Origin of the sequence: Paraglaciecola sp. (genome assembly GCF_039964565.1) — a bacterium.
GTDB lineage: Bacteria > Pseudomonadota > Gammaproteobacteria > Enterobacterales > Alteromonadaceae > Paraglaciecola.
Genome location: NZ_JBDVXF010000030.1, coordinates 257,726 through 271,587, shown reverse-complemented (window position 1 = coordinate 271,587; position 13,862 = coordinate 257,726). Strand labels below are relative to the sequence as shown.

The window sequence follows — 13,862 nt, the reverse complement described above, 5'->3', positions numbered from 1 at the left end:
AATGCTATTTTGATGCTGTTGAGTGACTCATAACTTAAATTTATTTGTATAAAAATTCATGAAGGCAGCAATTCTGGAAGTGGAGGCGGAGTTTTTATAGTAAACCGCATGCACTTCTTCTCTTGGATTTGGGCTAATAACTGAGTTCGGTAATACTTCAACTAGCGCGTTATTTTCTAGGTCTTTTCTCACCATAAAGTTTGATAGCATAGCAATCCCATTGCCGTTTAACGCTAATTGACGAATGGCCTCACCATTGCTAGCTGTGATAGTCGGTGTGATCTGCAATTCTTCTTTTAAAAACCAGTTGTTAAGCTTTGGTGAGTCAGCAAAACCTATCAATTTATGGGCTTTTAATTCAGTAATAGTTACAGGTTTTTTAAATTTGGCGAAATATCGCGGACTGGCAACAATATGTAATTTGCTGGTACCTATATTTTTCGCATAGAGATTTGAATCCGACAACTTACCAATTCTGATAGCTAAATCAGTCTTTTTTTCAATCAAGTCAACAATGTTCTCATTAGATATTAAGTTCAGCTGTATATCCGGATAGGCCAATTGAAAATCTTCGATATAAGGGATGATTTGATGAAATAAAAACGGGCTTGCGGCATCAATTCTGAGTTTACCTTTTGGCGCACTTTGTAGAGTATTTAAGGCTTCTTCTCCACGATTGATAGTTTCTAAACCATCTCTGGCATAGTTGAGAAATAATAGCCCTGCTTCGGTTAATTCTACGCGTCTAGTGCTTCTAGTAAACAAAGTGATATCTAAGTTACGTTCAAGTCGAGAAACTGCTCGTGATATTTTGGCAACCTGCGTATCCAATAAATTTGCAGCACCCGTAAAGCTGCCGCAATCTACCACAGTAACAAAAATTTCAAGATCTTCGGTTTTTGACTTAATCATCATAGTTATTTAACGGCATAGTGATTGGTTAACCTAGGGTTAAGCCTAAACTAAAATTTTTTATTGTTACATTATTTGCAAAATTATTTTGTTATTAATGCTATTTTTGTAAATTGTATTTTTAATGAGAATAGCCTCACGTTAATTATGTGAGGAAGTTCAAATGCCATTAGCTCTTTGGGCGCTTACCTTAAGCGCATTCGCAATTGGAACAACAGAATTTGTAATTGTTGGGTTAGTGCCGACTATTGCAACAGATTTAGATGTTTCTTTACCTTCGGCCGGCCTGTTGGTGAGTCTTTACGCATTGGGCGTCGCTATTGGCGCACCTGTGTTGACCGCCTTGATGGGGCGGTGGAACAGGAAATCTGTACTCTTAACTTTAATGGCTATTTTTGTAGCCGGAAACATTTTAGCTTGGCAATCGCCTAGATATGAAACACTCATACTGGCGCGAATTTTCACAGGGTTAGCCCATGGTGTGTTTTTCTCTATCGGCTCAACAATCGCGACTAGCCTGGTGCCAAAAGAAAAAGAAGCCAGCGCAATTGCTATTATGTTTACCGGATTAACTGTAGCTTTAGTCACGGGTGTGCCACTAGGCACATGGATTGGACAAGAGTTAGGCTGGAGAGCGACATTCTTAGTTGTTTCAATTCTTGGCTTAATTGCGTTACTTGGCAGCGCTATTTTAGTGCCTTCAAATCTAAAACAAGCCCCGCCCGCCAAGTTTTCGGAGCAACTGAAAGTCCTGACCCAGCCTAGATTATTACTAGTTTATGCAATGACTGCTGTGGGGTATGGGGGAACATTTGTAGTTTTCACTTACCTTGCACCTATTCTCGAACAAGTATCGGGATTTGAATCGAGTTTAATAGGACTGATTATGCTTGTTTACGGTGTATCTGTTGCTGTGGGTAATATTTGGGGTGGTAAATTGGCCGACAAAATGGGGCCTGTAAAAGCGCTAAATATTATTTTTACTGCTTTAGCAGTGGTGTTGTTAGCATTTACCTTTACTGCCGGCAACCAAATTGCGGCGGTTATTACTGTGCTTTTATGGGGAGCATTTGCATTTGGTAATGTGCCAGGGTTACAGGTTTACGTAGTGCAACTTGCCGAAAAATACACCCCTAATGCAGTCGATGTTGCCTCTGGCTTAAATATTGCCGCTTTCAATGTAGGTATAGCGCTGGGTTCAATTATTGGCGGTGTGGTAGTTGAAAAAATGGAACTAATCGACACCTCTTGGATTGGTGCTCTAATAGTTGTTTTAGCTATTATTCTCACAAAATTCTCAGGGTTTCTTGATTCTCGAGAACAAGCTAAAACTGCCTAGGTCTGTGGGTGCGATTCGTGGCATAGGTTATTGGTGTGAAAGGGCGATACCCCTTCACACCAAAACTTAAATTAACTAAATAGTTAGTATCAGGATGACACTTAACGTGTCTAAGTACTTTATTTAAAAGAACCTGGCCATTCAGCAGCAATATAAGCAAACACAGACCATGCAGCTACATTTTGGCGCATATGTTTTGGATTAACCTTATCAAAGGTATCGTCTGGTGTGTGATGTAAGTCAAAATAATCAGTACCGTCTTGCATCAAATTCACCGCGGGTACACCCAATGCCGCTAGAGGGATCATATCTGGGCCACCACTGGTATTGCCATTGCGACGGGTAACACCGAGTTCACCCATGATCCCGGCCATAGTGTCGATTACGTGAATAGCATTAGTTGAAATGTTATCTGATGATTGCAACCCATAAATAGGACCAGCACCAAAGTCTGATTCTGAACCAATAATATGTTTTGCGATAGTGCCATCAGCTTTTCTGGCTTTGGCATAAGCTCTCGCGCCGATTAAGCCGAGTTCTTCGGCTCCCCAAAGTATGACTCGAATGGTACGGCGAGGACGCATTTTAGTGTTGTTTTTGATCAGCGCCCCTGTTGCCATTGCAATGGTAACACCGGCACCGTCATCAACTGCTCCTGTGCCTAAGTCCCAGCTATCTAAATGGCCACCTATCACCACTATTTCTTCAGGCAATTCACGTCCAGTAATCTCTCCTATGACGTTTTTGGTGACTATGGCACCTAAATCTTTAGTTTGAATATTTAAGCGGATTTTAGGATTGTGACCATAACCGATTAATCGCACTAACTGATCGGCGTCAGGGTTTGACAGCGCCACCGCAGGTACCATCGTATAACCCATTGCCACGTTGGTTGCGCCTGTATGGGGGTTACGGTGGTCGTCAGTTCCAATGGAACGAATCAGTAATGCTTCTGCTCCTTTTTGGGCCGCTAACTCATGGCCTTTTGAACGAGCGATATTAGCAGGGCCATAACCAGCACCGTTCTTAAAACGCTCCATACGATTACTGATAAAGGCAATTTTTCCTTTTAAACTGCCGTCTGCTGCTTTTTCAAGATCAGCGTAGCTTTCAAAATGTACTATTTGTGCTTCTAGGCCTCCTTCGGGGGTAGATTTTGAACGGCCAAGTGCAGTGATAATCATCTTTTGATAAGAAGGTACAAGTACCTCTGCGGTTTCAACGAGACGAACCCAACCGTTCATCTCTACGTCTTCGGTGTAAACTTTATCGAATCCCAATGCTTGTAATTGTTTAACGCCCCATTCGATACCGGCTTTTTCACCAGGGGTGCCAGGATGACGTGCGCCGACTTCAGTGGTCAGTGATTTCAATAATTCGTAAGCGCTGTCATCTTTGATAGCTATATCGCGTAAGTTCGCTGCCATCTCTTTAGTTTCTTTCGAAACGGGGATGATCTCACTGCTGGCAATTGTTGGTGCGGTGAATAAAAACGCGGCTACAGCCATTATTTTTGTCAATTTCATCGGAACTCCGTTTTAGTATTTTTGTATTTGATAATACGCAATCACTGACAGTTCGTCATCCAATATTAACAACACTGACTGAGTAGTTTGTATGGGGGTCATATTAATCTAGCTTTAACATCCCGTACTTTTGTACGCCCTAAAGGCAAGCGAATTCCGCTTGTTAAGGTTAGCCAGTATTTACTTCCTTCCTCGGCTACAATGGATTGAATCGCAGCCACTGACACCGCATATGAGCGATGAATACGGATGAAGTCGTCGGGTAATAGATTGAGTAGTTTATCTAAACTTTTGTCATGTAAAAAGCTTTGTTGGTTTTGCTGAAACACTTCACAGTAATGGCCGTCAGCTTTAAGATATAACACTTCGCTAATGGCCAATAATTGTATTTTTCCTAAGCGTTTGTAAGTGAGATATTTGCTCTGGCCCTTCTGTTGTTGCATTCTATCTACGGCTTTTTGAATACGCTCTTGGGTGAAAGGTTTAGCTACAAAATCCAGTACACCAATTTCGAAAGCCTCGATCGCGCGGTCAGAGTTGGCAGATACCACTATGGTATGAAAGCTTTGACTGAGTTGTTGTTTGAGGAGCGTGAAGCCATCTTGTCCTTGTAGGTTTAAATCTAAGAATAACAAGTCTATTGGGTGCTCAGCTAAATAATCGGTAGCATCATCCAGTGAATGACAAGTCTTGGTCTTAATCGGTTGTTGATTAAAAGCTTGCTCTACAAAACGTTTGAGTCGTTTGGCAACCATGTATTCATCTTCGACAATTACAATATTCATCATCAGTGGTTTACCTCCAATGAAACCAGTTCATTAGGAAGGACGTTTGAAAGCGGAAAGACTAGGGTGACTTGCCAATTATTATTACTAAGCAGACTCTTCATTTCCCAGTTGTTTGCAAAACTTTCAGTTAAACGCGCTTCAATATATTGGCTTCCAATACCTAGATTAATGCCTTTCTCTGAAGACTTTTGGGTAATTGGAGCAATAAACGTTATTTGTTGCATTGACTGCTCGGCAATAATAATTTGCTGCAAATTAAAAACAACTTCGCCCTGTTGATAAAGGTTATGGGATAGGGCGTTTTCTAACAAAGTGAGCACCACTCCAGGAGGTATACTGGCCTCTTGTTGTAGAATATTGCAAACCATTGAAAATTTTATGTTAGTGCGATACCCCATCACTTTAAGATGAGATTGACACAAAGCTATCTCATCGTTGATTTGAATTATGGGCTTTGCCGACATATGCGCCATAAATCGGAATTCGTCTGCCAACGCTTGAATAAATTTAACGGCGGTTTTGGGGGAATCTTCAATCCATTCTTCAATTGCAGTTAAGGTGTTTAAAATAAAATGCGGCTGTAGATTGCGCTTGACGAGTTCAAGTTCTAAGCGGCTTGCGTTTATCTGACTTTGTATTAATTGTTGTTGTTTGCTGTGCATAGTTTTCGCTAATGTGTATAACATTAAGCTAATTAACGCGGCAAATGATACAAAAAAATACTGATCCATATATGAGTACGTATTGATTGAAATAGGCGCAATAAAAAGTAGCATGCCACCTAACATCAGAAGTGCATTTTCTTGCTTTTGTAAAAACGCATGCAAACAAATGCCACTACTAGTTAATACACCAATTAAAAACACGTAAAGACTGCGGCTATCATATCCATCGAACCACAATAAGATAATCAATTGACAGACTAACGTGATACTAATCCAGACAATTCGCTCAATCGACTTAAACTGAAAAAACCACGCAAAAAATAAACTGAGTAATAGTGATATAAACCACGACATTCCCAACACTACTATTAAGCGTGGTATCTGCCAATCGTAAGTGTAGGGCCATAAACCTCGCCAAGATTCTGCAAAGGTTAGTGCCAAAATAGATAAACATAACAAACTAAAAATGGCATAGCTGGGTTGCTTAGCCGACTTGCAATACACAAAGAATGAATACAGTGCGATTAACAACAATGCGCCAGACATAACCATAGGCCGGCTAGCTTGTTTGTACGGTAATTGTACTAGGCTTTCGTATTCGCTCACCAAACTCCAAAAGGAGCCATGCAAAAGAGTAGTTGGGTTGTGATGAGCAGATATCCTTAAGCTAAGTGTGTGGGTGCCCACTTCAGTTAAATGCCTTGGTAATAATATGATTTTGTCTATCAGGCCAGGAATTTCGCTGTGCCTATCTCGACCTACAACACCATTGCTGGCGATAAACTCTCCATCCCAATAGGCGTCAAAAGAACCTAATATACTCACTAGCAATCCCAGTGGTTGTTTAGCAACAGTATCAATGTTGAAATCGATTTGTACCCATATATTTCTTGCAGTTAACGGAATACCGTTAAAGTGTTCGCTTTGCCACTGGCTGCGATCCATTTCTGGTTTTGAATAATCAATCTGGTCATCAATTTTTAGATAATAAGTGTCACTGATGATTATCTCAGGCTCTTTGGCACAGGCCGATTGAATAAAAACACAAGATATCAGTATGGAAATAAGTAACTGTAAACGCACTGTAATTCTCCCTTTTAGATATCATACCAAGGTGCAAAGGTGACGTCAGAGCCGTTCACGTATTAGATGAGCAGTTGATGCAATACTCGCTGTAAAGCAGTCTAACTTTTCGCAGTATAAGGGCACTTTATATACTGTGGGAAAAATTCTATGAAGATGATTAGCTCAAGAAGAAGATGGGTACAGCTATGCAGTTTTGGTTTTTTACTGTGTTTATCCAAATCACTTTACGCCGCTAACTTAGGTCAAGACTATAACGCTCTGTTGTCAAAGGTTAGCGGACCAAATAATTCGACTCTCGATTATGAGACTTTTATCCAAAAGGCAAAGGTAACTGGACTGAGCTTTGCTGTTGTCGATGATTATCAAGTGGTATTTAGCCAAGTTGCGGGCTTAAAGGAAAACGGCACTCAACATAAAATCGATAAAAAAACGGCTTTTTCAACAGCGTCTATATCTAAACCTGTCACTGCTACCTTAGTTATGATGTTGGCGCAGCAAGGTAAACTCGATCTGGATGCACCTGTCAATACTTACCTTAAACGTTGGAAAATTGCACCTTCTGAGTTGAATGGAAAGCAACCAATTACCTTTCGGAATTTGCTGTCTCACACTGCGGGTATGACCCAAGGTGGATTTGCTGATTTTCACTTAGGTGACGACATTCCTACTTTAATTGAAAGTTTAAACGGCATTAAATTACCTCGATACAATTCGCCTATATCTGTAGATTTTGAACCTGAAACAAACTGGAATTACAGCGGCGGCGGATATGTCATTGTTCAAGTTGCAATTGAAGACCTCACAGGCAAGTCTTTGGCGCAATTAGCAGAGGAAATGTTATTTGCTCCACTGAACATGAAGCACACTACTATGTATCAAAATGGGCATGAAAGATTCTTAAGCAACCTCGCTAAGGTGCACGACATCAATCAAAAGGTGATCCGCGATGGTATTCCTATTTGTCCACAAATTGCGCCATCAGGCATGTGGAGCACCCCTTTGGATATGGCCAAATTCACCATCGAATATCAAAAAGCATTGGCTGGTAAGCCAACTAAGGTCATATCTAATTGGGTAGCAAAACAAACCACCGATATCCAGACTATTAAAGTAACGGGAGGATGGGGCGCTGGTTGGATGCGGTTTGAGGCTCAAGGTAACCTAGACTGGTTTTCCCATGGTGGCTCAAATACTGGAACAGGCGGCCATGTTATGGCAACAATGCAGGGCGGAAAAGGCATCATGATATTTATTAATGCAACAACGCAAACTCGCAACCCAGCGATTAACATCTTGATTGAAAATGTGGTTAAAAATTTACATTGGACTCAGCCAATTACATCTAGTGAACAGCCAGTTCCTAAGGCTTTAGCTGAAAAAATGACTGGCAGATATGTATCGCCAGTAGATCAAATTGTAACTATAAGCCAACAACACGATAAATTGATTTACCACAATCCACTACAAATTGGTGGAGGGCAATTTACCGGTGAAATGTATTACATGGAAAATAATAGGTTTGCTTTAGACGCACACCCAAATGTTATTGGGCTCGAAATCAATCCAGCCGACCAGCAAGCATATTTGACCTTGTTTCGTCCAGGCACAAGACTGCAAGACTATGCCATGCGTAAGTTACACGACGACGAGCAACTACCATTCGAAGTGGCTGAAAATAAAGATGTTGAGCAAAGTATTACAGCTTATATGGCTTGGAAAAAGCAGCATCCCAATTCTAGAATGGTCGCGTCCAATACTCTAAATAATGCAGGGTACACAGCCCTAGCTAAGAAGGAATTTAAAGCAGCAATAAATTACTTCAGTGTTTATGTTGCCTTGTACCCGAACGATGCCAATGCCTATGATAGTTTAGCCGAAGGTTATATGACCAAAGGAAATACTCAGTTGGCAATAGAAAACTACAGAAAGTCCTTAACTATCAACGGGGATAATCAAAACGCTAAAGATATGTTGAAAAAACTGTCTGCTACAAAAGCCTTGTAACTAAAAGTATCTGAACTCGAAACATAGCGTGCAGTATGTGCTTTGCTTGTTTTGAGTTCAGATTTTACGGCACCAACGTTTTAGAGTGAAAACGTCACTTGCAGCGCTGCGCAATGATTTCAATCAACCTACGGTTCATCAAACTTCATCCACAATAAAAACTTCTTCAACAGTTAAGTTGAATAGTCGCGCTATTTTGATTGCCAAAGGCAAGCTGGGATCAAACTTTCCTTTTTCGATGGCATTGGCCGTTTGACGTGAGACCTGTAGAGCACTAGCCAAATCAGCTTGAGTCCAGTCTCGTTCAGCGCGGAGTACTTTTAATCGGTTCTTCATTTGTATTTTCCATTGCCGATTAAAATACTGATGATATATGTGATACCCATTAACATTATTAGATGACCAATTTCTGGCTCGAAGGTTATCAGTTTTATATCTTCCAATTGCTCATAAGCAATACCCGCTATCAAACCCACACCTAAAGTTATGCCCATTGCATCCATGGTGACTTTACGCTGTAACTCGTCAAGATTGGCTAAGTGTTTCACATTTACTAAGATCATCATGATCCCTATCGCCAGATGCGTCATTAACGCAATAGCAGAATAGGCAAGTTGATAGTCCCAAATGTATTCAGCACCAAATCTCAAAAATGCCGTGCTCACTACCCAAGCAAGGGTCCAAATCGCTAAAAGTTTAACACCCGCTTTTTGTTGTGAGTTGCGTAATTCATTGTGTTTAATCTCATTCATAAGTCAAACTCCTAAGTCATAAAGTAAAACAAGCTTTACTTTATGGGTAGTATTGACCTAAGAGATTCTTATGTCAAGTCTACTTTACAAAAAGGTGCGTAACATGATAATTAAGCTGGTTTTTATCGTTTTTTGGTTCTTAAACTGACGCATAAGTTTAAAGCTATCATATTTTTTAATAAGGCTATGTTCCTTTAAATTGTTGCTATGTTGTACAAACAAATGGGGTATCCACTTAGACTTAGCTCCACTTATGTCAACATGTAGTAGTGACAATTTCATCAAATTTACTAAAATAACCTAGATATTACCCTCGGAAATTGGACTCAGTTTTTACTATGGTGTCCGGATGACAATGCATTCAGTTTCTTGAACACTTACGTTGGCTTTATGGTTTTGTATGCCCACGTTGCCTCAAATTATCCAAAACGTTATAACTTAACTCGCGGTCGAATGAAGTGCCCTATATGTCGATATCAATGTACGATGACTGCAGGAACATTATTTGAAAAAAGCTGGGCTCCCTTAACTAACAGGTTCGTCGCCGCGTGGTATATCACGAATGAAAAGCACGGGGTAAGTACGTCAGGTCTGCAAATGCCACATGGGTTAGGTAGTTATCAAACTGCATGGACAATGCTGCATCGTTACCGTCGTGAGATGGTCAAACCCAGTCGCGGAAAATTATCAGGTCTTATCGAAGCAGATGAAACCCTGTTTGCACGCTCTGAAAAAGGTAGCAAAATGCCAGACCGAAAACCGAAAATACGAGCAAAGAAACGAGGGCGCTCACTGGATGATTTGGTGACCGAGTTAACAGCGCGAGATAGAGGGAAATACACATATTAAGCCAAACAGCTTAATGACGAGCTGAAAGGGAAAATAGAAAACGACAGTGTATTGTGTAGTGACGGTTTAGATTTTTAGTTACTCAAGAAAACCCTAACAAAAACAACTTGTTAAAAGCTTAATAACACTTAGTTGGAACATAGCCTTTAATAATACTAATCGAAGGATGTTCTAACGAGGCTGTAGAATTTATCATTCTCAGCCTGTAATTTTGTATAGCTAAGGCGGTAATTGAGTATTTTAACGACTTAACGACTTAACGACTTAACGACTTATCGATTTATCTGGGATATTTATGTAACGGTCTTTTCGAAAAATATGTGGCACTGTTAAACGGTAAAAATTCAAATTAAACATCACAGCTATTATTATTATTTAGTCTGGACAAATGATTAAAAATATTTGCTTGGAGGCACGCCAAAAGTTTTTTGAAACATTGCAGTAAATGCGCTGGGGCTATTGTAACCAACATCTAAAGAAACCGTAGTAATTGATGCGCCAGCGGATATTCTCGAGATAGCTTCTAATAGCCTCACTTGTTGTCGCCATGATGAAAAGCTCATCTTTGTTTCTTGTCTGAATAAACGCGTAAAGGTACGTCGGCTCATACCCGCTTCCTTAGCCAAAACGTCCAAATTTTTATTTTCTGATGGGTCTTTGATGAAGACCAGACAAATTCTTTCTAGCCTTTTTTCGCTGGGCATTGGGATTAATAGTGGAGCAATGGGCATTGCTTCAATTTCATCTAAAATTAACTGCATAATATGCCCATTGCGACTATCTATCTCATATAGCCTTGGAATATTAATCGCCTGTAATATCAAGGCCCGTAGCAGATCCGAAACCCCAATAACTTTGCATTCGCCTGGAAAATTTCTTATTGAAAGATTATCGATGTACAAGGTTTTTAGGGATACATCACTTCGACAAACCACGGTATGTTTAATGTATGCAGGGATCCATAAAGCGCGCTGGGGTGGAATAATATAACTACCTGTTGAGGTGGTTATAGATAACACTCCCTTAGAAGCGTAGATTAATTGGTTACGTTCATGGGAATGCCAGTCATCAACGTAGCCCTCTGGGTATTCATCTTCTAAAGATGCCACAGGCCGGTCAATCGATTGCAATGACTTACTGTCTTTCATTATTAAATCTCTGAAATCCTACTGTATTCAGAATTTAAAGCAATTGAAACGTAAATCCAAATCCAATTTAGCCATCGTAAGAAACCTGTGACTTCTGGGGCAATATTCATTTTAATTTTATGGCCCATCATCTATATAACTAAGCCCTTACAAAATATCAGTTCAAGGTTATTTTCAGGTAATTTTATCACTCCTTTTTACTGAGCTTTAACCATGGATAAAATAAATACAGTGTGTACATCAAATAATCAAATAAGCGATGGCTTATTGCCAGAAATCATCACTTTCCTTGATACAATGGCAGAACGCGCCAAACCGTTTCCCGACGCTAAATCTATTTCCCCTGCTCAAGCTAGGGAAAATGCGGAAATAGTGCGTCATTATTTTACCTCAGATGCTCCCGATATGGCCAAAGTTGAAGAGTTTGACATTCCATATGATGGTGATTTTATAAAAATTCGAGTTTATCACCCATCTATTACAACAGCTTCTCCCGCATTTTTCTATTTACATGGTGGTGGTTGGGTATTATTTAGTTTGGATACTCATGACCGTGTGATGCGTGAATATGCCCTTAGATCCAATGTTTGTGTTATTGGTATTGACTATTCACTCGCACCGGAATTTAAGTATCCCTACCAAATTAACGAAATTGTCCACGTAATTTTATGGTGTAAACAGCATGCAAATAAGATAGGCATTAGTGCTGAAAAAATGATCTTGGGTGGTGATTCTGCTGGGGCAAATCTTAGTACAGCAAGTTGCCTTAAATTGATATCGGATGGGTTTCTAGACACAATAAAAGGTTTAGTTTTAAATTATGGGGCTTTTGATGCGAGTATTGTTAACAGGAAAACTGCATCATTAAACTCTGATGAAATATTATTGACTAGCGAACAGATGATCTGGTTTTGGGAGGCGTATTTAGGGGATAATAAATTAGCTAAAGAACCCTTAGTAAGCCCGTTGTTGGCAGAATTATCGTGTTTACCCCCTGTATTTATGGCCATTTCTGAATTTGATATTCTGCTCAAAGAAAATATCGCAATGAGAGATAAATTGATGGCCAGTAAAGTAGATGTTGAGGCTAATATATATCAGGGAACAATTCATGGTTTCCTAGAGTCAATTCGTTATGGAGGTGTTGCAGAACAGGCGTTTCAAGATACTTCTGCATGGTTACAACATCATTTCTCCTCCATTGAATCCGACTAACTGAAAGTCCCCCATGTTTTACCTTCAAAACATTAATAAACCTGAACTCAGGTTAAGACGTGCCGCATCCTTGACATTAATTGCTATAAAAACAGTTGGTTAGGTGGTTTAAATTGATTCACTAAGGTATTGAACGCATCCAGTGCTGCTATTACTGTGTTTATCGAGGCGAGCTTGCGAAGGAATAGCGCGCTATTGTGAGCAAGTTTAACGAAGATAGGCGCGATAATAGCGGTGCTGGACGGTATGGCTTATCCCGAGCTCAGGTTAATAAGTTAATAATGTGTGATATATATGCGGGGGAGCTTTTTATAATGAATATAGTCTGCGTAACTTCTTTTAAACCTAATAACTTTTAGGTAGGTAACGTTGTAATAATTAGCATATCCATCTATATGATGTATCACACTGATATCTCCCTTTCCGCGAAATCATGCAGAATAGCTAAATGATATTGTTGGCCTAATCTAAATATAATCCCGCCCATTTTAGTGTTTAGGCCAATATTTATCGTTATAAGCTCATTGTACTAGATAACTAAGGTGATGAGATATGAAGTCCAGTGTTGAAGTATGTGTAGTCGATCGTCAAGTTATTGCTTTGGAGGATCAATACCCAGCAGGATTTGTTGATGATTGGCATTACCACTCAAGAGCGCAATTAATTTATACCGCCAAGGGATTATTGACGGTATTTACTGAAACAGGCACCTTTGTTTTACCCCCCCAACGAGCTCTTTGGATACCGGCAGGTATTCGTCATATGGTTCGATGTCGTAGTGATATTTCTCTTTGCGTTTTATATATTAATACTGCTGAGCGGAGAAATCTTCCTGAACAGTGTCGTATTCTAATTGCATCTGATTTGCTGCGAGCGCTGATACTTCAAGCAATGAAAATTCCAGCTGCTTACGAGGTGACCAATAGAGAAGGGCACATCATGCAGTTGATTTTAGATGAAATTGAGCAAATGCCTATTGAGCATCTTGTTGTTCCGATGCCAAACGATAGTCGTTTACATCATGTATGTTCGGCCTTTATGCAAGAACCTTCCCAAGAAAAAAACCTTACTGAATGGGCTGATTTAGCATGTATGAGTCGGCGAACTTTTACTAGGTTGTTTAGAAAAGAAACTAATATGAGTTTTTCATCATGGCGTCAATATGCCCGACTTTTGGAAGCACTTTCTAGGCTTTCGACTGGAGAGCAGGTAACAAAAGTTGCTTTTGACGTAGGGTACAACAGCTCTAGCGCCTTTACTTCTATGTTTCATCGCGCTTTTGGGGTTCCTCCCAGTAAGTACTTTGAAAGATAGCATGTGTCTTAGTTCACTACAGTCTAGTTAACCTGAGCTCGGGTTAAGACGTGCCGCGTCCTATGAAGTAAATCTAATAAAAACAATAGGTTATAATCTCACTATTTATCTAGCCGCCAATTTAATGCATCCAGTGCTGATATTATTGTGTTTATCAAGGCGAGCTTGTGAAGCAATAGCCAGCTAATGAGAGCAAGTTCAACGAAGATAGGCGCAATAATAGCGGTGCTGGACGGTATGGCTTATCCCGAGTTCAGGTTAGTT

At 40.0% G+C, this 13,862-nt stretch carries 11 protein-coding genes and 1 pseudogene; 5 read left to right on the top strand and 7 right to left on the bottom strand.

Features of this window, described 5'->3' with window-relative positions:
• Positions 1–27: 27 nt before the first annotated feature.
• Entirely contained in the window at positions 28–915 is an 888-nt protein-coding gene (locus tag ABJK37_RS14365) for a LysR family transcriptional regulator (protein ID WP_348355160.1), read from the bottom strand.
• Positions 916–1,075: 160 nt separating this feature from the next.
• Here ABJK37_RS14365 and ABJK37_RS14360 point away from each other — a divergent pair, with 160 nt between their 5' ends.
• Entirely contained in the window at positions 1,076–2,251 is a 1,176-nt protein-coding gene (locus ABJK37_RS14360) for an MFS transporter (protein WP_348355157.1), read from the top strand.
• Between the two features lie 119 nt (positions 2,252–2,370).
• Here ABJK37_RS14360 and ABJK37_RS14355 read toward each other — a convergent pair whose 3' ends face one another.
• From ABJK37_RS14355 to ABJK37_RS14345, 3 genes are all read right to left on the bottom strand, one after another.
• Positions 2,371–3,777, bottom strand: a complete 1,407-nt coding sequence (locus ABJK37_RS14355) for a M20/M25/M40 family metallo-hydrolase (RefSeq protein WP_348355154.1) — start codon at positions 3,775–3,777, stop codon at positions 2,371–2,373.
• Between the two features lie 98 nt (positions 3,778–3,875).
• Positions 3,876–4,565: a LytTR family DNA-binding domain-containing protein gene (locus tag ABJK37_RS14350; RefSeq protein ID WP_348355151.1), complete on the bottom strand. Its 690-nt coding sequence runs from the start codon at positions 4,563–4,565 to the stop codon at positions 3,876–3,878.
• On the bottom strand, positions 4,565–6,313 hold the full coding sequence (locus ABJK37_RS14345; RefSeq protein WP_348355148.1) for a histidine kinase: 1,749 nt from the start codon (positions 6,311–6,313) through the stop codon (positions 4,565–4,567). Before ABJK37_RS14345 ends, ABJK37_RS14350 begins: the two co-directional genes overlap by 1 nt.
• A gap of 150 nt (positions 6,314–6,463) precedes the next feature.
• Here ABJK37_RS14345 and ABJK37_RS14340 point away from each other — a divergent pair, with 150 nt between their 5' ends.
• Positions 6,464–8,320: a serine hydrolase gene (locus ABJK37_RS14340; protein WP_348355145.1), complete on the top strand. Its 1,857-nt coding sequence runs from the start codon at positions 6,464–6,466 to the stop codon at positions 8,318–8,320.
• A gap of 138 nt (positions 8,321–8,458) precedes the next feature.
• On the opposite strand, the gene ABJK37_RS14335 is transcribed toward ABJK37_RS14340, so the two are convergent.
• Positions 8,459–8,656, bottom strand: a complete 198-nt coding sequence (locus ABJK37_RS14335; protein ID WP_348355142.1) for a helix-turn-helix transcriptional regulator — start codon at positions 8,654–8,656, stop codon at positions 8,459–8,461.
• Positions 8,653–9,072 carry a hypothetical protein gene (locus ABJK37_RS14330; RefSeq protein ID WP_348355140.1) on the bottom strand — a complete coding sequence of 140 codons (420 nt, stop codon included), beginning with the start codon at positions 9,070–9,072 and terminating at the stop codon, positions 8,653–8,655. The genes ABJK37_RS14335 and ABJK37_RS14330 overlap by 4 nt, the downstream gene beginning before the upstream one ends.
• Positions 9,073–9,753: 681 nt before the next feature.
• Between ABJK37_RS14330 and ABJK37_RS14325 the strand changes: the two are divergent.
• Positions 9,754–9,987, top strand: a pseudogene (locus tag ABJK37_RS14325) (IS1595 family transposase); the annotation flags it as partial.
• A 326-nt stretch (positions 9,988–10,313) separates the two neighbouring features.
• Here ABJK37_RS14325 and ABJK37_RS14320 read toward each other — a convergent pair.
• Complete coding sequence (locus tag ABJK37_RS14320) at positions 10,314–11,069, bottom strand: helix-turn-helix transcriptional regulator (RefSeq protein WP_348355137.1); 756 nt, start codon at positions 11,067–11,069, stop codon at positions 10,314–10,316.
• Positions 11,070–11,282: 213 nt separating this feature from the next.
• On the opposite strand from ABJK37_RS14320, the gene ABJK37_RS14315 reads away from it, so the two are divergent.
• Both ABJK37_RS14315 and ABJK37_RS14310 read left to right on the top strand, forming a co-directional pair.
• Positions 11,283–12,284, top strand: coding sequence for an alpha/beta hydrolase (locus ABJK37_RS14315; RefSeq protein WP_348355134.1), 1,002 nt, complete (start codon positions 11,283–11,285; stop codon positions 12,282–12,284).
• 552 nt (positions 12,285–12,836) lie between these two features.
• Positions 12,837–13,598, top strand: a complete 762-nt coding sequence (locus ABJK37_RS14310) for a helix-turn-helix transcriptional regulator (protein ID WP_348355131.1) — start codon at positions 12,837–12,839, stop codon at positions 13,596–13,598.
• Positions 13,599–13,862: the final 264 nt, after the last annotated feature.